This window comes from Pseudomonas sp. SDO55104_S430, assembly GCF_054070595.1.
In genome coordinates this window covers 1-18,539 of sequence record NZ_JBSVXG010000061.1, presented here as the reverse complement: position 1 = coordinate 18,539, position 18,539 = coordinate 1, and the positions used below count along the sequence as shown (strand labels likewise).

The 18,539-nt window shown below is 55.9% G+C and carries 18 protein-coding genes; 8 read left to right on the top strand and 10 right to left on the bottom strand.

From position 1 onward, the window contains the following. Positions 1-160 precede the first annotated feature (160 nt). On the bottom strand, positions 161-1,300 hold the full coding sequence (locus ACW9JE_RS13380) for a glycerophosphodiester phosphodiesterase (RefSeq protein ID WP_224539409.1): 1,140 nt from the start codon (positions 1,298-1,300) through the stop codon (positions 161-163). 210 nt (positions 1,301-1,510) lie between these two features. On the opposite strand from ACW9JE_RS13380, the gene ACW9JE_RS13375 reads away from it, so the two are divergent. After that, positions 1,511-1,837: a DUF2025 family protein gene (locus ACW9JE_RS13375; RefSeq protein WP_224539407.1), complete on the top strand. Its 327-nt coding sequence runs from the start codon at positions 1,511-1,513 to the stop codon at positions 1,835-1,837. A 199-nt stretch (positions 1,838-2,036) separates the two neighbouring features. Here the strand turns inward: ACW9JE_RS13375 and ACW9JE_RS13370 are convergent, their stop codons facing one another. Both ACW9JE_RS13370 and ACW9JE_RS13365 read right to left on the bottom strand, forming a co-directional pair. After that, positions 2,037-2,564: a DUF1003 domain-containing protein gene (locus tag ACW9JE_RS13370; RefSeq protein ID WP_457433002.1), complete on the bottom strand. Its 528-nt coding sequence runs from the start codon at positions 2,562-2,564 to the stop codon at positions 2,037-2,039. 126 nt (positions 2,565-2,690) lie between these two features. Continuing rightward, positions 2,691-3,302 carry a TetR/AcrR family transcriptional regulator gene (locus ACW9JE_RS13365; RefSeq protein WP_224539397.1) on the bottom strand — a complete coding sequence of 204 codons (612 nt, stop codon included), beginning with the start codon at positions 3,300-3,302 and terminating at the stop codon, positions 2,691-2,693. A 215-nt stretch (positions 3,303-3,517) separates the two neighbouring features. Here ACW9JE_RS13365 and ACW9JE_RS13360 point away from each other — a divergent pair, with 215 nt between their 5' ends. Together ACW9JE_RS13360 and ACW9JE_RS13355 are read left to right on the top strand one after the other, a co-directional pair. Next, positions 3,518-4,576: an MBL fold metallo-hydrolase gene (locus ACW9JE_RS13360; protein ID WP_224539395.1), complete on the top strand. Its 1,059-nt coding sequence runs from the start codon at positions 3,518-3,520 to the stop codon at positions 4,574-4,576. Between the two features lie 131 nt (positions 4,577-4,707). Beyond that, positions 4,708-6,216: an amidase family protein gene (locus ACW9JE_RS13355; RefSeq protein ID WP_224539393.1), complete on the top strand. Its 1,509-nt coding sequence runs from the start codon at positions 4,708-4,710 to the stop codon at positions 6,214-6,216. A 133-nt stretch (positions 6,217-6,349) separates the two neighbouring features. On the opposite strand, the gene ACW9JE_RS13350 is transcribed toward ACW9JE_RS13355, so the two are convergent. Further along, the gene (locus tag ACW9JE_RS13350) at positions 6,350-6,667 is read right to left on the bottom strand and encodes a helix-turn-helix domain-containing protein (protein WP_457433001.1); all 318 of its coding nucleotides are present in this window, start codon (positions 6,665-6,667) and stop codon (positions 6,350-6,352) included. 223 nt (positions 6,668-6,890) lie between these two features. Between ACW9JE_RS13350 and bglX the strand changes: the two genes are divergently transcribed. The 3 genes from bglX to ACW9JE_RS13335 all read left to right on the top strand — a co-directional run bounded on the left by bglX (position 6,891) and on the right by ACW9JE_RS13335 (position 10,360). Continuing rightward, positions 6,891-9,188, top strand: coding sequence for a beta-glucosidase BglX (gene bglX, locus ACW9JE_RS13345; protein ID WP_457433000.1), 2,298 nt, complete (start codon positions 6,891-6,893; stop codon positions 9,186-9,188). 105 nt (positions 9,189-9,293) lie between these two features. After that, positions 9,294-9,644: a hypothetical protein gene (locus ACW9JE_RS13340; RefSeq protein ID WP_457432999.1), complete on the top strand. Its 351-nt coding sequence runs from the start codon at positions 9,294-9,296 to the stop codon at positions 9,642-9,644. Positions 9,645-9,670: 26 nt separating this feature from the next. Next, positions 9,671-10,360, top strand: a complete 690-nt coding sequence (locus tag ACW9JE_RS13335; RefSeq protein WP_457432998.1) for a DUF6933 domain-containing protein — start codon at positions 9,671-9,673, stop codon at positions 10,358-10,360. Positions 10,361-10,369: 9 nt separating this feature from the next. Here the strand turns inward: ACW9JE_RS13335 and ACW9JE_RS13330 are convergent, their stop codons facing one another. Beyond that, positions 10,370-11,329, bottom strand: a complete 960-nt coding sequence (locus tag ACW9JE_RS13330; RefSeq protein WP_457432997.1) for a hypothetical protein — start codon at positions 11,327-11,329, stop codon at positions 10,370-10,372. A gap of 203 nt (positions 11,330-11,532) precedes the next feature. Between ACW9JE_RS13330 and ACW9JE_RS13325 the strand changes: the two genes are divergently transcribed. Then, entirely contained in the window at positions 11,533-11,778 is a 246-nt protein-coding gene (locus tag ACW9JE_RS13325; RefSeq protein WP_457432996.1) for a type II toxin-antitoxin system Phd/YefM family antitoxin, read from the top strand. Further along, positions 11,775-12,161, top strand: coding sequence for a type II toxin-antitoxin system VapC family toxin (locus ACW9JE_RS13320; RefSeq protein WP_457432995.1), 387 nt, complete (start codon positions 11,775-11,777; stop codon positions 12,159-12,161). The genes ACW9JE_RS13325 and ACW9JE_RS13320 overlap by 4 nt, the downstream gene beginning before the upstream one ends. Before the next feature lie 234 nt (positions 12,162-12,395). Here the strand turns inward: ACW9JE_RS13320 and ACW9JE_RS13315 are convergent, their stop codons facing one another. The 5 genes from ACW9JE_RS13315 to ACW9JE_RS13295 form a co-directional block, all read right to left on the bottom strand. After that, positions 12,396-13,109, bottom strand: coding sequence for an HNH endonuclease (locus ACW9JE_RS13315; RefSeq protein ID WP_457432994.1), 714 nt, complete (start codon positions 13,107-13,109; stop codon positions 12,396-12,398). 115 nt (positions 13,110-13,224) lie between these two features. Beyond that, on the bottom strand, positions 13,225-13,758 hold the full coding sequence (locus ACW9JE_RS13310) for a BRO-N domain-containing protein (RefSeq protein WP_457432993.1): 534 nt from the start codon (positions 13,756-13,758) through the stop codon (positions 13,225-13,227). A 489-nt stretch (positions 13,759-14,247) separates the two neighbouring features. Continuing rightward, positions 14,248-15,636, bottom strand: coding sequence for a hypothetical protein (locus ACW9JE_RS13305; protein ID WP_457432992.1), 1,389 nt, complete (start codon positions 15,634-15,636; stop codon positions 14,248-14,250). Between the two features lie 121 nt (positions 15,637-15,757). Continuing rightward, positions 15,758-17,005, bottom strand: a complete 1,248-nt coding sequence (locus ACW9JE_RS13300; protein ID WP_457432991.1) for a ribonucleotide-diphosphate reductase subunit beta — start codon at positions 17,003-17,005, stop codon at positions 15,758-15,760. 689 nt (positions 17,006-17,694) lie between these two features. Continuing rightward, positions 17,695-17,958: a DUF2790 domain-containing protein gene (locus ACW9JE_RS13295; protein ID WP_457432990.1), complete on the bottom strand. Its 264-nt coding sequence runs from the start codon at positions 17,956-17,958 to the stop codon at positions 17,695-17,697. Positions 17,959-18,539: the final 581 nt, after the last annotated feature.

Here is an 18,539-nt window from a genome sequence, read left to right as displayed (position 1 = left end):
AATCCACCCTTAAATCCACACCGTCCCCTATACCCTGTAGGAGCCGAGCTTGCTCGCGATGGTCGTTAACGATAACGCTGGGTATCTGACACCACGCGGCGTTCTCAGGTTCATCGCGAGCAAGCTCGGCTCCTACATAGACAGGGGATCTTCGGTGTGATCAGTAACCGTTGTTCTGCAAAACCTGCCCCACACTCGCCGCCGCCGGCCGCTTGTAGAACTTCAACAACTCCGCAGCCCGGTTGGTGAAGATCCCGTCGACCCCCGCATCCATCACCTTCTGATAATCCACCGCATCATCCACGGTATACACATGCACCAACATCCCCTGGTCATGGGTGTACTGGTTCATCCACGGCTGCACCAGATCCGCATAACTCTGATCGCCACCCTTGGTAAGCGCCGCAGACGGCCCGGTGCCAATCGCGCCCTGGGCCTTGGCGTAGTCAACCCAACGATGGAACTCTGCCTTGTCCTTGGGCTGCTGCTTGGCGTAGTAAGCCGCCTTGTCCTTCTCGCCGGAGTCGGCAAAAGTGACCTTCGACGCCGGCTCGATATTGCCTTCGCCAACCCACAGCAACAGGATCTTCGGCACCTTCGGCATTTCCTTTTGCAGCAGTTCCAGGCTGCTCTTCTCGAATGTCTGCAACACCACCTTGCCTTTGCCCTGACCGACTGCCAGCTCGCTTTTACCTAGCTTGGAACCCGCCGGACTCAGCCAGCCACGGTCCTGCAGTTTCATCTTCAGATCATGCTCGATCCCGGGAAACTGCTTCGGCTCCTTGGTCTCGATGTACAGCCCCGGCTGATGCAGCGGATTGCCTTGGGCGATGTCGATGATTTCGTCGAGGGTCAGGATCTTCAGCCCCGCGAACGAAGGCCGCGCGCGATCGGGGTAGGCAGCATTGAACCAGCTGCCGGCATCCAGCGTTTTCAGCTCGGCCATGGTGAAGGCATGGGCCGGGCTGTCCTTGCGCTCGGGAAACTTGGTGGCGACGTCGGTGGTGCGTTGCAGGTTGTCGTCGTGCAAGGCAAACAGCACGCCGTCCTTGCTGCGTTGCAGGTCGAGTTCCAGGTAATCGGCGCCCAGGTCGCGGGCGGTTTTGTAGGCGGCGGCAGTGGACTCCGGTGCGTCGAAGGACGCGCCACGGTGTGCGATCACGGCCGGGTTGGGAATGCCCAATCGTGTCGCCAGAGCCGCGGGGCTGGGCGCGTTGGCGGCCTGGGCCTGGGCTTGAAATTGAGACAGGCCGAGCAACAGGCTCAGCAGCAAAGTGCTCTTGGTGAAAGTTGCAGACATGGTCGAGATCCTTTCGCGAGACTTTTTGAAGACCTCCCTTTTAACAATTGAGCGTGTCGGACGCTATCGCGAGACCGACATAAAGCTGATTTCGATCACAGCTTTCATGCGTTCGTTTGCCGTAATCTGGCCCTCGGCCATTTCCCCGGCAGAGGGAAAAGCCGCTGACTTTGCGTGTTAACCGATGATCACTTTTCTGTGAGGTTGACCATGCGCATCACTTCCCAACTCATCTGCCAGGCCGCCGACCAGCTCCAGGGTTTTGTCGGCCTTAATCGCAAGACCGGGCACTACATCGTGCGTTTCAGCGAGGACTCGTTCGGGATGGATGTGGCGGATGACGGCATCATTGCGGCCAGTGAATTTGTCTGGGTCGCCGGGCCTGAGTCCACCATGACCCTCAAGCGGGAGCTGATTCAGTTGTTGCTGGATCAAAACATCGACGAGCGGATCAACATCACCGAGCCGTTGCGGGTGTACATGAATCGGCGGGAAGTGCCGGAGATTTCGGCGGTTCGCCAGTTGGTGCAAGGCTGAGGTTTTTGTGGTGTCTTTTATGGCCTCATCGCGGGCAAGCCCGCTCCCACAGTGTACGGTGTTCTTCCAGACAACCCCGTAACCTGTGGGAGCGGGCTTGCCCGCGATGACTATCTTGAGACCACTAAAGAACCTACAGACTGAACCCATAAGCCCGCTCAACCCGACACACCCGGTTATGACACCGCGCATACCAAGGCTATTTGAGCTCATCCTTGCGCACGAAATGCTGATGCATCTCCGAGGTCAGGCTTTCGATGCGCTCGGTCAGTTCCTTGGTCATCTGCGTCAGGTGAGTGTTCTGCTCAAGCAGTTGCAGCAACTGCGCGGTGTTCTGCGCCGCTTGCACCTGACGTTCGCTGTTGGTGACCGCCAGTTCTTCGCGGTGTTTCGCATCGGCTTCCGACTGGGCCTTGTCCCGTGCGGCCTGGCGGGTCTGGGCCAGCAGTATCAGCGGCGCGGCATAGGCCGACTGCAGGCTGAACGCCAGATTCAGGAGGATGAACGGGTAGACGTCGAAGTGGGTGACGCCGAACAGGTTCAGGCACACCCACACCACCACGACAATGGTCTGCGCGCCGAGGAAGGTCGGGGTGCCGAAGAACCGCGCGAAGGCTTCTGCCCGCAGGGCAAATTTGTCGGTGCCGAAGGTCGGGCCCAGGTGGGCATGGGGATGAAGGAAACGCAGGTGATCGACAGGGGCTTTGTCGTTGGGTTCGTGGCTCATGATGATCTCTGAAGGTCGCGGGGACTGAGATTCACTATAGTCCGACGCCAGTTTCATCCTGAAACACATTGGCCGCGCTGGATTTTCAATGGCCAGCGCGGCCAATCATCTTCAAAACCATGTCATTTATTGCACTTGATAACAGGCCAGGAACATATCCAGCGCCGACTCCACCACCGTCTCCCGTTCCGGCGCCGACAACCCCGGCATGCCCATGGAAATCTGCGGCCAGAAGGCGAAGGACTTGAGCAGGCCGTGGATCTGCTGAGCGGCGAAATCGGGTGCGACCGACTTAAGCCTCCCGTCTGCCTGGGCGGCACGGATCCATACGGTCAGGCTCTCTTCGTGTTCGCCCATGCGCGCCACCATGCTTTGCGCACGCTCGGGGGAGTGAATGGCGGCGCCGATGGCGACCCGCGCCAGGTTCAGGAGGTTTTCATCGCCAAGCATCTGAAGTTTCGCCATCAACAATGAGCGTAATTGCTCGCGCATCGGCAGATCGGGGCGATAAGGGGTATCCAGCTGCGCGTGCACCCGGGCCCATAACTGATTGAGGATCTCGGCGAACAACTCTTCCTTGCTGGGGAAGTGGTTGTACACCGTGCGCTTCGACACGCCGGCGGTGGCGGCAATTTTGTCCATGCTGGTGATGTCGAAACCGTTGGTACGGAATTCGGCGATCGCGGCCTGAATGATCGCTTCGCGTTTACGGTCGGTGAGGCGCTGTGGAGCTGTCATAAATACGCTTCGGCAGGGTGGAGAGAAAAATTACACTCAGCAGTTTACTTGTCGGCGGCTTTGATGCAACCTTGAAAGTACACTGTGTAGTGTAATGTTTTGTTAATCCTGCACAGTAAAAAATAGAGTGTTCGGCTGATGCTTGCGTGCCTTGGCCATCTACAGTCCCTAACGGAAAGTCGCGAGACACGCGGCTTTTCTGGAGTCATTCAGTCATGGCCCACCCAAATTCTCCAGCGGATATCGCTGCCACACCTGAAGCTTCCCGCCACACAGAAGGGCAATACCGCAACCACGCGCCGGTCAAGCGCGAAGGTTTTCGCAAAACCCTGCGCATCATGTGGAACGTGATTTTCCACAAACCCAGCGACACCCGTCCCAGCGCGCCGGTGCCGGTGCAGCCCCTGACCCAGGCCGCGCTGATCGCCGCGCCGAACCACAGCGTCTATCGCCTCGGCCATTCCACGGTATTGCTCAAGCTGCGCGACAAGTTCTGGATCACCGACCCGGTATTCGCCGAGCGCGCCTCGCCCGTGCAATGGGCCGGTCCCAAGCGCTTTCACCAGCCGCCCATCAGCCTTGAGCAATTGCCGCCGATCGAAGCGGTGATCCTGTCCCACGATCACTACGACCACCTGGATCATCAGGCGGTGTTGCGACTTGCTGACAAGACCAAATATTTCCTGACGCCGCTGGGCGTGGGCGACACCCTGATCAAATGGGGGATCGACGCGAGCAAGGTTCGGCAACTGGATTGGTGGCAAGACACTGAGGTCGATGGCCTGCGCTTCGTCGCCACGCCATCGCAACACTTTTCCGGCCGTGGCCTGTTCGATGGCAACAGCACCCTCTGGGCCTCGTGGGTGATGATCGACGGCGACACGCGGATCTTCTTCAGCGGCGACAGCGGCTACTTCGACGGCTTCAAACGCATCGGCGAACAGTACGGCCCCTTCGACCTGACCCTGATGGAAACCGGTGCCTACAACGTCGAGTGGCCGCACGTGCACATGCAGCCCGAGCAAACCCTGCAGGCTCACATCGACCTCAAAGGCCGCTGGTTGTTGCCGATCCACAACGGCACGTTCGATCTGTCGATGCATGCCTGGTACGAACCTTTCGACCGCATCCTGGCCTTGGCCTGGGAGCGCAGCGTGTCGATCACCACGCCGCAAATGGGCGAGGCCTTCAACCTGATGCACCCACGGCGGGGCGAGGCGTGGTGGCTGGCGGTTGAGCAGCATGCTTATGAGGATCAACAGAGCGTCGGCTAAGGCGACTACAAGTTGAGCTGAGCATTCGTACGAGCGACCGCGGGCGGGGATGACGGACATTTCCCGCCGCTTCGGTAGGCTGAAAACCGGGTGAAATCACTCGCCCGTTATCAGTCATCAAGGATGTTCACATGGACGTAAAGTTGAACGGCCGCATGAAGCGGCTGACCGGAGTTGCGCTGTTTTCGATGCTCATGAATACAGCGACCGCAGCCCCCGAAACCAGGCTCGAGTATTTGAGTGTCGATGAAATCAATCAGTGGATGGATCGCGGTCAACTGACCTCCGCCACACTGGTGCAGCACCTGCTACAGCGCGTGGAAAAACTGGACAGGAACGGTCCGAAGATCAACGCGGTGATCGAGCTCAATCCCGATGCCCTGGCCATGGCCGAGGCAATGGACCAGGAGCGAAAGGGCGGTTACATCCGTGGACCGCTGCATGGCATTCCGGTGTTGCTCAAGGACAACATCGACACCTCCGACGAGATGCAGACCAGCGCCGGTTCACTGGCCATGGTCGGGCGTCCCGCTGCGCAGGACGCCTTCATCGTGCAACGCCTCAGGGCGGCCGGCGCGGTGATTCTCGGTAAAACCAATCTCAGCGAGTGGGCCAATTTCCGTGACCCGGCTATTCCCAGCGGTTGGAGCGGTCGCGGTGGGCAGACCAAAAATCCGCATCTGTTGAGCGGTGATCCCTGCGGCTCCAGTTCAGGCTCAGCTGCGGCGGCCGCAGCAGGGTTTGCACCTTTGACCGTCGGCACCGAAACCGCCGGCTCGATCATCTGCCCGGCGTCTTTCAACGGTGTGGTGGGCATCAAACCCACGGTTGGCCTGTTGAGCCGTAGCGGCATCATCCCCGTCACCCAGAAGCTCGACACACCTGGCCCCATGGCTCGCACCGTGCGCGACGCCGCCCTGTTGTTGAATGCCATGGCGGGTGACGATCCCGCCGACCCGATACAAAAGCCCCGTGAGTTGACGGGCGTGGATTACACCGCCCTGTTGCGCCCAGGCTCACTGGTCGGCAAACGAATCGGCTACCCCGCCAAATTCGACCGCGGTGACCTGCCGCTGCTGATCGCCCCCCAATTCTCCAAAGCCCTGGAACTCATGCAGTCCGCCGGCGCAACCTTGATCCCCGTAGACCTGACCGACCCACGCTCCGAGCGTGTAGACGAGGCATTCTTCATGGGCATCAAGCGCGACCTGCCGCGTTACCTCGCGACCCGAACAGGCATTCCTGCCCAGACGATGGAAGACCTTTTGCTATTCAACGCTGCCAACAACGAAGGCCGTGGCCAAAACACACTGCTCGCCGCGTATGAGGTCGTGTTTGACGAACAAACCTACAACCAGCTTTGGCGGAAAATCCAGGGTGAAAATGCCGTTGTCATCGATGAGTTGCTGACCACCCATCAACTGGATGCTCTCGTCTCCGACGTCGGCTCGGCTGCAATGAACGTCGTGCCGCTGGCGGGTTACCCCGGCATCATGGTGCCTTCGGGAATCGACGAAGAAGGCGTGCCGACCTCGATCTTCTTCTTCGGTCCTCGGTGGAGTGAAGCCCGGTTGCTGGCGTTGGCGTATGGGTATGAACAGCTGGCCGATGCGCGAAGGACACCGGCCTTCAAGCCGTAATTCATCCCTGTAGGAGCGAGCATGCTCGCGATGAACGAAAGAACACCGCGGGGCATCAGGCGCCCCGCGTCATCGTTGGCGACCATCGCGAGCATGCTCGCTCCTACAGGAGGCGATGCCATCACCTGTTGCCTCACTCAACCATCGCAAAATCCGCCCGCGCCATCGGATTCGGCGTCGAGCCCTTCACATTCATCCCACGCCCCGGCGCAAACCCCGGGAAGAACACCAACCCTTCCGCCTCGAACCGATACGCCAACGTCAGCCGCGTAACATCCAGCACTTCATGCTTGCCCTCAAACCGCTCAATGGCCTCCACCGAAACCCCGGCTTCCCGGGACAGCTCTTCCACACTCCAGCCCAGCATCGCTCGGGCCTGGGCGCAGTGGGTGGGGGTGAATTGGAAGAGGGCGATACGTTCCAGGGTGATTTTCATCGCTTGAGAGGCCATGGTGTTCTCCGGGCTCGGGGGTGTCGGAAAAAATATACTGTGTTTTTGTACAGTTGTTTTGAGCCCGGAGCAAATTGATTTTTCGGATCACTGCATTTCTCCAGACGGACGGTCAGCGCCCGCAGCGGCCAAAAAAAACTATTCACACCTGTCACAAATGACAGTAGACGCTGTCTTGCGGATGAGGGACGCTGAACAGGCAGGCCCCTCGGGACGGAAGACGATGCGCAAAACTGCCTGGCTGATCCTCATGACGCTCCTTGTGAGCGAGCTGGTTCTGGCGCAAGGAAACGCAGAACAGACGTCGGCGTCCGCCAAAGTCCACTTCATTGAAAACCTGCTCAAGCAAATGACGCCGGAAGAAAAGATCGGCCAACTGCGGCTGAACTGCATCGGCGTGCAATCCCCGCGCGAACAGCTGCTGCGAGAGGCGGCCAAGTCCCAAGTCGGCGGCATCTTCTACGCGGTGGGCCGCGCGGACCTGCGCGAATTCCAGGACGCCGCGATGCGCAGCCGCCTGAAGATCCCGCTGTTCTTTGCCTACGACGTAATCCACGGCCACCGTACGATTTTTCCGATCGGCATCGGCCTGGCCTCCACCTGGGACACCGACGCCATCGCCCTCGCTGGCCGCACCGCCGCGCAAGAGGCCAGCGACGACGGCCTGGACATGGTGTTTTCGCCCATGGTCGACATCACCCGCGACCCACGCTGGGGCCGGGCATCCGAAGGCTGGGGCGAAGACGCCTGGCTCTCCGGGCGCTACACCGCGACCATGGTCGAGGCGTTGCAGGGCAGCAACCTGGGCGTGGCCGGCAATGTCATGGCCAGCGCCAAACACTTCGCGCTGTACGGCGCCGCCGAGGGCGGGCGGGACTACAACTCGGTGGATATGAGCCTGCCGCGCATGTATCAGGACTATCTGCCGCCGTATCGCGCGGCGGTGCGGGCCGGCGTCGGCGCCATGATGCTGACCTACATCGCCATCAACGGCATCCCGGCCACCTCCAACACCTGGCTGATCCGCGATCTGCTGCGCCAGCAATGGCGTTTCAAAGGCCTGATCATCAGCGACTTCAACGCCGTGGCCGATCTGGTCAGCCATGGCGTGGCCAGCACCGGACGCGAGGCGGCGATGCTGGCGATCAAGGCCGGGCTCAACATGAGCATGTCCGACACCCTGTTTCGCGACGAGCTGCCCGGCCTGTTGCAATCCGGCGCGGTCTCGCAGGAAGAAGTCGACGATGCTGTCAGAGAAGTCCTCGGCGCCAAGTACGACATGGGCCTGTTCGCCGACCCCTACCTGCGCATCGGCACGGCCAGCGATGACCCCGAAGACATCCTCGCCGAAAGCCGTATGCATCGCGCCGAAGCCCGAGACGTTGCGCGCAAGAGCCTCGTGTTGCTGAAGAACCAGCGCAACGTCCTGCCCCTCGACAAATCCACGACGATCGCCGTCGTCGGGCCGCTGGCCAAGAGCCGGCTCGACATGCTGGGCAACTGGAGCTCCATCGCGACCTCTTCACAGGCGGTTTCGGTGTACGACGGCATCGCCAACGCCCTCGGCGGCGCCGACCATCTGCTGTACGCCCGGGGCGCGGACGTCACCGACGATCCACGAATCCTCAGCTACCTCAACACCCCCGGCGCCAATCCCGCTGACGTGGAAGTCGACCCGCGCTCACCCACCAGCATGCTGCAGGAAGCCGTGGATATCACACGCCGGGCTGACGTGGTTGTGGCAGTCGTGGGCGAGTCGCGCGGCATGTCCTACGAAGGCGCCAGTCGCTCCAGCCTCGGCCTGCCGGGCTACCAGGCGCGATTGGTCCAAGCACTCAAGGCCACCGGCAAACCGCTGGTGCTGGTCCTGATGAACGGCCGCCCGCTGTCCATCGGCAAGGAACACGACATGGCCGATGCCGTGCTCGAAACCTGGTACAGCGGCACCGAAGGCGGCAATGCCATCGCCGACGTCCTGTTCGGTGACTACAACCCGTCCGGCAAACTGCCCATCACTTTCCCACGCTCGGTGGGGCAGGTTCCTACGTACTACAACCACCTGAACACCAACCGCCCCATCCAACTCGATGAACCACGAGCGCAAGACTCACGCTACTTCGACGAAGAAAACGGCCCGCTCTATCCGTTCGGCTTCGGCCTGAGCTACACCCAATTCAGCGTCTCGCCCATCACCCTGACCCGACGCAGCCTCAAGCGCGGCGAAGTCCTGGGCGCCAGCGTCGTGGTGAAAAACACCGGCCCCCGCGCCGGCGCCACCGTAGTGCAGCTCTACATCCGCGACATCAGCGCCTCGATCAGCCGCCCGGTCAAAGAACTTAAGCGCTACCGAAACGTCACACTGCAGCCAGGAGAAGAGAAAACCGTGTACTTCAACCTGAGCGAGCAGGACCTCAAGTTCTACAACGCAAAACTGGAATACGCGGCGGAGGCGGGAGCGTTCAGCGTGATGATCGGCCTGGACTCGCGGGATGTGAGGGAAGAGCGGTTTGAGTTGTTTTGAAGGGCGTGTCGAGTGTAGTTTTTTGGCGACTGATTTTTACAATTTGCGATGTTGGCCCTTCCGAACAGTTGCACTTCATCGCAGGGCTTTAGTGGAGACGGTGTCATGTCCATATCCGACAACGACTGGAAAAAGTACAAAGAGCTTTCTGAGTTGGCGCTGGATCGCTTTTGTCGAGGCGTCCTTGCCGATGCTCAGACGATCGCTCAAAACGAAACCTTATCGGCACACGCTCGATACCGTACGCTCTATCGACTCATGCGAAATCGAGACAAGGATTTGGCAAGCGCATTCAATACAGGGCGCCGTTCCGAGGTCTCTCTATCGTTAATGTTGATGGTTGCTTATGACTTGCTAAGCGATGAGGATCTGTCGGTTCTGAGCGAGGATTTGCGTGCAAGAATTGCCGATGCCGTTCGCAAACCTTACGTAATCGAGTGGGCTGAAGAGCCGTAGTTTTGAAAGGATTAGGCGAAACCAGAATGTTGATCTTCAACTGCACCGAAGCGGCCAGCAACTTCTTCAGCCGCGTGCACAAAGGTAAAAAAATCACCCCGGTGGAAAAACCACCCTCCACCGTTATCGAAGACGATGAGGTCGGTGAGTCCGCCGAACAATGGCTGGTCCACGCCACCACCGTGCAACGCAAACACGTGCTGTACGTCATCCATATACAAACCCGTTATTGCATGATTTTCGCGGACGCGAAAAAAGCGGATGTCGAGGGTTTTGTTAAACGCTTTACTGATCGCTGGCTCTACGGAGTGACGCGTGACGCCTCGCAACATGACGCCTTGCAATGGATGGCTCCCGACGTCATGCACGAGCGATTTGCCGAGGGCAGCCATGAGTATCGGCTGTACAAACGCGGTCATCGAAGCGCACAGGGCCACATCAAGGAAATCGCCTGGTTCTTCGAGGGCTATGTGGCTGAGTGGGGCTGTTTGCCACCAGACGAAATCCTGGCCGGCCGCTTTGACGCAATGATTAACGGCTTCGTCCGGGGCAACAAAAACGCCAAAGGTTACTCGCTGCCAGATGAGGAAATGATGGCTCACTGGTTACGCCATTACTGCGGCGTTGATGAGCCCGGTGTTCAGAAAGCACGCACTCGGCGTCAAGAAGTCAGGCAGGAAATATGGGAGTTCGAAGAGGCTCAAGCGAACCGTTGATGCCGTTGGCTAACCCTCCAACCCCGGCGCCTCCCGCACAATAAAGTGATCCAGATTCTCAATATCCGCACTGAACACCCCGAACGTCTGCTCGGGGTTTTTCTTGCTCGGCACATGCTTCAACGCCGGCGTCACGCCATAAAAGAAGCAATACAACTCGGCCTCACTGTGGATGGCATGCTTGATCTCCTCTAGAAACGCCTTGCGCTTGCGGTAGCCCTCGATCAGCTTCTTGCTCAGGTAAACATTGACCGAATACGGCTTCTTCTCGAACCACACCTTCTTCTCGAAATCGATGCGAAAGCTCTGGGTGTAATCCTTGATCTCCTTGATCCGGCCCCAGTAAACCAGCCCCTTGTTGTCCTGCAGATACTCGATCTTCTTGAAGAACGAGGCGTAACTGGCCGTGTGATCACCGATCTTCAACGGCATGCGCTTGAGCAGTTCCTTGTCCTCGAAATTCGAAACAAAACACTCCACGGGATGGGCAAACACACTGGTCTTGTCCGGCGCCGATTCGCGGCCTGGGTGCTCCGTATCGTCAGCCACAGAAGCAGCTTTCGGCGCCTCTGAAACATCCTGCGCCACCCCAGCAGGGCTCGACGGCTTGCGCACATACTGACGCCGAGTCAGCAACAACTCCGACGGAAAATGCTCCTCACGCCCGTCATCCGTTTCCCCCTCCACCCCCGACGCCGGCGCCTTGAGACTCACATAAGGACAATCCGCCACATGCCGGGTGCTGGGCGTGTTCTTGAAGTGCGGGGTGCGAACGTAATTCACGTTCTTGGCGTTAAACGTCGTCAACACATTCGCCGTATCGAACGCCGAACGACAGGCGTCGTTGGGGCACTGGAAGTGTTCCTTGGCGGAATCGAAGGCGATGGTCTCGTCGAAATTGAGATCGCGTACGTCGTAGATCGACAGCTTGTCGTCGAGGCTTTGGCAGTAGGCGAGGTCGAATTTCATGGCGCTCGGTTCGTCGATGGAGGGTGGCGTATTAATAGCGGGTCGTGGGGGAGGGTGCACGTGTTGATTCGCGTTTGACGTTTCAACGGAAAGAGCAGGCTACTCATTCGGCAACAACTGGGATGACAGAAGGTCAGCTCGGAACCTTGCCTTCAGAAATCCTCAAGCTTAGTCTGAGTTAGCTAACCACCAGGAGGTGCCTTATGAGTGAAGTGGTGCAAGTGAACATGCATGAAGCAAAATCCCAACTCTCGCAACTTGCTGAACGTGCATGGCACGGCGACAAGGTTGTAATTGCCAAGGCTGGCAAGCCTTATCTAGATCTGCTCCCTCATGTCGATACGCCACGGGCACGCGTCCCTGGGCGATTGAAAGGGAAAATTCGTATTTCCGCAGACTTTGATATCACTCCTGAGGAGATCATCGATGGATTTGAGGGCAACCTATGAGGCGCTTGTTATTGGATACACATGCCTTTCTTTGGTGGTTGTCCGATGATCCAGCGCTTGGCGCAGACGCTCGACAGATGATTGCAGAGCCTAGGAATCAAGTCCTGGTAAGCGCCGCCTCGATTTGGGAAATATCGATCAAACAAGCTAAAGGGATGCTTGATGCTCCGCAGGATCTTGAGGCTCTGGTTGAAGATGAGGGTTTTACCAAACTGCCGATAACACTGTTCCATGGACAGCAGGCGGGAAAGCTACCGGAGATTCACCGCGATCCGTTTGATCGGATGTTGATAGCTCAAGCTCAGGCAGAAGGACTGGAGTTGATCACCGCTGACGGGATTATTCCCCAGTACGGTGTACGGGTGGTTTCGGCAAGGTTGTAAAGCCTGAAACAAAGGTTCCAAGCTACCCTAGATAGCCTGTTCGCGATTCTTGATATCAACGCAACATTAAGTCAGCACTCATCTCTGTGGTGAGGGGATTTATCCCCGCTGGGCTGTGAAGCAGCCCCAATGCCAAAAGCTCCCAGAGCATCAGTAACGCCGAGTGATAGGGATTAGTAACCAGTGTCCGGCCGGACGAGGATAAACCTACTGCCATTCAGTAAATTCGATATTTCACTCGCGAATTAGCCGTTTTACCTTCCCATAAATTGATTCAGTGAATGTCTCTCGATCATTCGAGTGATGGCAACGACGATGACAATTTGGGCACAAAGCCACAGCGTTAGTAATCTGATCAGAGCCTTTCTCAGCAAGCGGCTTTACGTGGTGAACTTCGAGAAAAGGCAAATCAAACATGTGAAATGGAGCAGGCTCGCCGCAGCCTTCACAGCGGCCTTCGGCTTCATTGCGGACCCAAGCTCGAACTTCAGGATCTCGCACGTAAACCGTGCGAGAGCTTGCCGCTCGTTTCGGCTTCTTAATGCCTTGTGGTGGTTCAGTGATCTTTTGCTTCTGAAGCGCTGCAGCGCGACGTTCTAGTGTTTCTTCGTCTGCTGTGGGGGCGGTGGGATCGCCAGCCTGAACACCTTTTTCAGTCAGCACTTCCCGGATTGCTTGTTCAACGTTTGAACCAACGTTCCGGGCAGGTTTGTATCCCTTGATGAAATCCCTATCCATGTTCATCAGAACAGTGGAGATGTTCTGCATTCGGAATTCGACAGAACCTTTAGTACGAGTGGGCAAGGCCGTTTGGCGCAGCGCAAGGTTCTGTTCGGTCTTCACGAACTTCTTACCGCTGAGTTCTAGCGAAAGCATCCTCAGATAGGCATCCACTGCTGCCCGAATCTCATGAATGCTCCAATCGCTGTCCTTCTTCTTTTCGTTCATACAGTCGCCGAGGGTGGGAAACCCTCGGACGATACTGAGTGGCCATCATGGCTGTCTACGAAAATTCCTACAGAAAAGAACTACGAATCCTACAAGGGATCCTACGAACGCATCACTAACCCAGCGAACGCTTCGATGCCTGAATCGCCTGTGTAACTCTGCGCCACCATGGCTTAGCTACTGTTGGCCGTCGCTGCGTCTGATCGTTCAACCAATACGGCATGTCCCTCAACCGAATCCAGCCCTCATCCTGCCAATGCAACAGGGTCAGCGACATCTCCGGCCAATCCAACACACTCAACAACGGCCGAGACGAATCTTCCGAGGATTTTGCATCGCGTAGAGATGGCACCACTTGATGGGTCAACCACTCACGCAGCAAGCGATTGCCGGGAATGTAGTGATACACCAATAGCGCGTACACACCGGACTCGCTGAGCATCAATTGTTTTTCTGGCTTCCGAAAATACTCAATACACAAAAAACGACGCTGGTCCTTATCCAGTTTCCCGACCATACGGTCACTCAAATGGACACCCATCAAACGACCGATATCGCGGGCGCAGAACCATGGTTGGTTTTCAAGTAAGAGGGCGTGAAGAAAAAGGTTATGGCGGGTGAAGGCAGTGGGGATGTGTGGTTCAGACATCGTTGGCCTCCAGAAGCGGAAGCGCGTAGGAGGGAGCGCGATGAAGGCTGCTTATCCTCGTAAAGCGAGCGATATTTTTAGGCATATCCATTACCTCTGTGTGATTTCAGCTTTCTTAGGGCTGGGTGCCGGGAGTTAAGAAACCCCACACAGAGGGCCGGACATATTCCCCTTTCGGGTCTTGTATTAGCCCACTCCCGGCATAACAGAGATTTTCTATGCGCAGGGATATCCCGTAGGCACAAAAAAGCCGCTTCTGTCGGGGCGGTAAATCCGCTGTGTGAGGTGTTTCTTAGGCACCGATGCAAAGCGTATGGCTGTAGGGCACTAAAATCAAGCTATCAATTGCCTTAATTTAGTGAGCGTTTTTTTTTGGGGAAAGTCAAACAGTTTTGTTTTTAGGGATAATACAACACTACCATGCTGAAATATCGCCAAGAGCGATGATTTCTTGGCGATACTTACATGCACTGCAGATATGTTTAAATCTTATTGACGCTGTAAAAAGCCTGCGAGTTGTGCGTGCCTTTTTAGCGTGATTTTTATCTGCTCTTTGATTGTGGATGGCATTGTGTTTTCTGGAGAGAATACTTTAATTTCAATAATGCGTTTGGTCTTGGTTTTCTCGTTTGAGTCAGCGAAAATGTCAGCCCTAACACTCGAATATATTGTCTTTATGTCAACTTCGTGGGCAGAGGGTAAACCACAAGCAGAGAGTATTTTGGCTATGCGTTTGCCAAGAGCTGTTGGGCTAGACGTTACAGTGTCGTACCAGATTTTAGCATCTCTAGATCTATTGGATTCCCTTTCTCTTGCTGGGGCATAGGAGTAATTTTCCCAGTTTCCGGAGATTACATGGAAAAAGTGAGTGCTTTTAAATCTGGTTAAAAATGTTTTGCCCAATGTTTTTTGGTCGTTATCTAGTTCAAGGCATAACATGTGCAGGTCTGCTGCTCGAATTGGAATAACTCTAAAGTCGAAATAAAGTCTGGCTCTGTTTAGCTCGTGAAGAGGCAGAGTTCTTCTGTCATCCTCATTCAATTCTGCATACCAAGCTTCCCAGTTGAGCCTGTATTCGTCCCGTGGTTTTGAGAATTGCATGATGCGTTGATTTCGTAAGCCATCGCTCACTGGCCATAGCAAGGTTACTTGGTACTCGGAAAGATTTTGCAGCCCGTCGATATTTTCTCCAAGTTTGTCTGCGACCTTCTCTATTGTTTCGCCGATTGTATTGCTGATAAGAGAAATTTTTTCGATGTCTGCACTTATTATTTCGTAATCAGAGAGAGGTTTGTCCATGTTGTGAAAAGAGAATGTTTCTTCAATGATTCGAGGCCAGCTTTTTTGCGCTGGACCCATTATCTCTAAGTCTCTGGAAATAAGTATGCGTTTGTTTCTAGTTGTCGCGTCGGCTAGTACGTCTCTAAATTGTCTACTTGTTGTCAACCATATGAAAACTACTGGGATATCCTTGCAGTCGCCACGATCTAGTAGGCTGAGGTGCTCTACAAATTGAGTCGGAATCCGCTCCTTTCCTTGCACGTTTTCTTCGTACTGGTCAATCACGGCAACGATTAATTTGTCAGGATTTAATTTGTGTATTGATTTTACTTTAGTTGTTAGGGCTTCTAAGTTTTCTACTTCAGATCGTTCAAGTACCACGCATACAACAGAGGGCATATGAGTTGAGAGTTCTCTAGATGCAGAGCTTTTTCCCGATCCACTTTCTCCGTAAAGTGGAATAAATCTGATGCCTCCGGAAATCTTCATTGATTTATAAGCTTTGTCAATAATGCTTATAAGTTCTTGGTTTGGTGAAAGGCGACCTTTGTACGCTGCATCCAAATCTTCGTATCTGGAGGGTAGGTTTATGTTCATATCTTAATTGTCCCTAATACACGATATTTATATTTAGCAGATACTAAATGGCCCTGAATGCCTCAGGGCCATTTTATTTTTTAGTTTTAATATGAGATTTGATTGGGAGGTGTGCGATATCTTAATCCCAGCTCAACGCACCACCAGTCTGATATTCAATAACCCGAGTCTCAAAGAAATTCTTCTCTTTCTTCAAGTCCATAATCTCGCTCATCCAAGGGAACGGGTTGGTAGTCCCTGGATATTCTTCCTTCAAACCAATCTGGCTCAGACGACGGTTAGCGATGAACTTCAAATAGTCCTCCATCATCGCCGCGTTCATGCCCAACACGCCGCGAGGCATGGTGTCACGCGCGTATTCGATCTCCAGCTGGGTACCCTGCAGAATCATCTGCGAGGCTTCTTCCTTCATTTCGGCATCCCACAGGTGTGGGTTTTCGATTTTGATCTGGTTGATCACGTCGATACCGAAGTTCAGGTGCATGGATTCGTCGCGCAGGATGTATTGGAACTGCTCGGCGACGCCGGTCATTTTGTTGCGGCGGCCCATGGAGAGGATTTGGGTGAAGCCGCAGTAGAAGAAGATGCCTTCCAGAACGCAGTAGTAGGCGATCAGGTTGCGCAGCAGTTCTTTGTCGGTTTCGACGGTGCCGGTTTCGAACTTCGGATCGGAGATCGAGCGGGTGTATTTGAGGCCCCAGGTGGCTTTTTTCGCGACCGATGGGATCTCGTGGTACATGTTGAAGATCTCGCCTTCATCCATGGCCAGCGATTCGATGCAGTACTGGTAGGCGTGAGTGTGGATCGCCTCTTCGAATGCCTGGCGCAGGATGTACTGGCGGCATTCCGGGTTGGTGATCAGGCGGTACACGGCCAGAACCAGGTTGTTGGCAACCAGGGAGTCGGCGGTGGAGAAGAAGCCGAGGTTGCGCATCACGATGCGGCGCTCGTCGTCGGTCAGGCCTTCCGGGTTTTTCCAGAGGGCGATGTCGGCGGTCATGTTGACTTCTTGCGGCATCCAGTGGTTTGCGCAGCCGTCCAGGTATTTCTGCCAGGCCCAGTCGTACTTGAATGGCACGAGTTGGTTGAGGTCGGCGCGGCAGTTGATCATGCGCTTTTCGTCAACGGCGACACGGGCGGAGGCGCCTTCGAGTTCAGCGAGGCCTTCGGCGATGTCGAGGGTGTCGAGGGAGGCTTTGGCGCGGGCAACGGCAGCGGAGTCAGCGGCGGTCACGGCACGGGCTTCCAGGGCGGCGGCACCGCCGGCGCTGTCGAGACGGTCCATGGTGGGTTCGGCGGCTTGGCCAGCGTTGGCGCTCTTGGCCGCTACTTCCGTGTCTTCTTTGTCGAATTCGTCCCAGCTCAGCATGACGTGTCGTCTCCTGCGTGAGGGCCAGTTGCCCGTGTGAAATGGATGGTCTGTTTTTCACACGGCCGTACTGGCCGCGTTGGATAGCGTTCTTTGCAGCGGCACGCGCAGGCAAATAAACATAATTTTGTACGGGTTCCGAGAGCCTCTGAGGGGCGCTGAAGTCGGTGAGGACTTCGGCGTGGGCTTCAGATTGGCGTTCGTCCCTGTAAGGGAATATTGCAGGCCCGTTTAAGGCGGCATTATAGGGAAATTTTTCCGGCCGTGGTGGGGCGAATCCACGCATGGAGCGGCCGAGAGGGGAGGTTTTTCGGCCAGAGCGAGGGTTTATGGGCCTTTGGCGGGAGAAGAATTTTTTTCGGAAAAATCGCTTGACTCAGGTTTTGCTTAAAAAATGAGCAGAAAAAGCGGTTTTTTACTACATGTTGTGTTTTTGGTTGGTTTTTGACCGCTCCAGACACTACTGGGTTCGACTGGAAATGGGTGAATTCGACCTCTCTCGAAGGCTGCGCGTGACCCTGTAGCAGCTGGCGAAGCCTGCGTCCGGCTGCGAAGCAGTCGTAACGTCGGCAAGTGCGGTTTTCAGGTAGACCGCGTGTGCAGGTTTTACGACTGCTGCGCAGCCGGACGCAGGCTTCGCCAGCTGCTACATAAAAGCGGGTTTGGTGTGGGGGCAGAGTGCAGTTAGATCAGCCGCCGGAGCAGCCGTTACCCATGACGCTGTAACGCAGAATATGGCGTTGGCCCTTGGAGTCGTCATATTCCATTTTGGCCGGGACAACTTCACAAACATTGGGCACTTCGCTCATGGAGATAACTTTGGCGATGTCCAGGTTCATGGAGTAAGTGTATTCCTCGATGGCCGGTTGTTGCTGCGCGACATCAGTCTGGATCTCGTCTGCCATGGCGGTTGCGCACAGGCTTGAGAGGGCCAGAACCAATAAAGCTTTCATCTGATTTTTACCTTTTTGAGGGCGAAAGGGGGCACGCAACCTTTTTGGGGTTGCGTGTGTAACTGCACTACTTGGGTTTGGGTTAACTGCCTTCGTGGGGGCTGTAACGTGTTAACTCTGGTGCCGGGTTGGCGGGGCGAATTTTAGGGGTGGGGGTGGAATTCATATAGGTGGGGTTTTGATAAACACCTTTGATGGATTTTGTAACAATCCCGGGAGATGGGTTTGTTTGTGTGTAGGAGCGAGCTTGCTCGCGATGGAAATTCAGGCACCGCGGGCGTTCAGGGAGCCAGCGTTATCGTTGGCGACCATCGCGAGCAAGCTGGCTCCTACAGGGTGGATTGTGTGTATTCAGGTAGCCAACGTAATCGTTCACGACCATCGCGAGTGAACTCGCTCCTACAGTTGGGAGTAGGTGGGATGGGTATTTTTGGGGTTATCAGGACGAATTGTGTGGGCTTGTTACTACCATCGTCGAATGGTTCTATAGGCCCCGCCCGGATAAAACGGGTGCCATACAAAAACAACTATTCCACCGAGGTAAGAAAGATGAGTGCGGCTTCTCTGTATCCCGTTCGTCC

What these genes read in the sequence shown, in the direction of transcription:
- ACW9JE_RS13380 (WP_224539409.1), bottom strand. Translation starts at nt 1,300, where the DNA reads ATGTCTGCAACTTTCACCAAGAGCACTTTGCTGCTGAGCCTGTTGCTC.
- ACW9JE_RS13375 (WP_224539407.1), top strand. Translation starts at nt 1,511, where the DNA reads ATGCGCATCACTTCCCAACTCATCTGCCAGGCCGCCGACCAGCTCCAG.
- ACW9JE_RS13370 (WP_457433002.1), bottom strand. Translation starts at nt 2,564, where the DNA reads ATGAGCCACGAACCCAACGACAAAGCCCCTGTCGATCACCTGCGTTTC.
- ACW9JE_RS13365 (WP_224539397.1), bottom strand. Translation starts at nt 3,302, where the DNA reads ATGACAGCTCCACAGCGCCTCACCGACCGTAAACGCGAAGCGATCATT.
- ACW9JE_RS13360 (WP_224539395.1), top strand. Translation starts at nt 3,518, where the DNA reads ATGGCCCACCCAAATTCTCCAGCGGATATCGCTGCCACACCTGAAGCT.
- ACW9JE_RS13355 (WP_224539393.1), top strand. Translation starts at nt 4,708, where the DNA reads ATGGACGTAAAGTTGAACGGCCGCATGAAGCGGCTGACCGGAGTTGCG.
- ACW9JE_RS13350 (WP_457433001.1), bottom strand. Translation starts at nt 6,667, where the DNA reads ATGGCCTCTCAAGCGATGAAAATCACCCTGGAACGTATCGCCCTCTTC.
- bglX (WP_457433000.1), top strand. Translation starts at nt 6,891, where the DNA reads ATGCGCAAAACTGCCTGGCTGATCCTCATGACGCTCCTTGTGAGCGAG.
- ACW9JE_RS13340 (WP_457432999.1), top strand. Translation starts at nt 9,294, where the DNA reads ATGTCCATATCCGACAACGACTGGAAAAAGTACAAAGAGCTTTCTGAG.
- ACW9JE_RS13335 (WP_457432998.1), top strand. Translation starts at nt 9,671, where the DNA reads ATGTTGATCTTCAACTGCACCGAAGCGGCCAGCAACTTCTTCAGCCGC.
- ACW9JE_RS13330 (WP_457432997.1), bottom strand. Translation starts at nt 11,329, where the DNA reads ATGAAATTCGACCTCGCCTACTGCCAAAGCCTCGACGACAAGCTGTCG.
- ACW9JE_RS13325 (WP_457432996.1), top strand. Translation starts at nt 11,533, where the DNA reads ATGAGTGAAGTGGTGCAAGTGAACATGCATGAAGCAAAATCCCAACTC.
- ACW9JE_RS13320 (WP_457432995.1), top strand. Translation starts at nt 11,775, where the DNA reads ATGAGGCGCTTGTTATTGGATACACATGCCTTTCTTTGGTGGTTGTCC.
- ACW9JE_RS13315 (WP_457432994.1), bottom strand. Translation starts at nt 13,109, where the DNA reads ATGAACGAAAAGAAGAAGGACAGCGATTGGAGCATTCATGAGATTCGG.
- ACW9JE_RS13310 (WP_457432993.1), bottom strand. Translation starts at nt 13,758, where the DNA reads ATGTCTGAACCACACATCCCCACTGCCTTCACCCGCCATAACCTTTTT.
- ACW9JE_RS13305 (WP_457432992.1), bottom strand. Translation starts at nt 15,636, where the DNA reads ATGAACATAAACCTACCCTCCAGATACGAAGATTTGGATGCAGCGTAC.
- ACW9JE_RS13300 (WP_457432991.1), bottom strand. Translation starts at nt 17,005, where the DNA reads ATGCTGAGCTGGGACGAATTCGACAAAGAAGACACGGAAGTAGCGGCC.
- ACW9JE_RS13295 (WP_457432990.1), bottom strand. Translation starts at nt 17,958, where the DNA reads ATGAAAGCTTTATTGGTTCTGGCCCTCTCAAGCCTGTGCGCAACCGCC.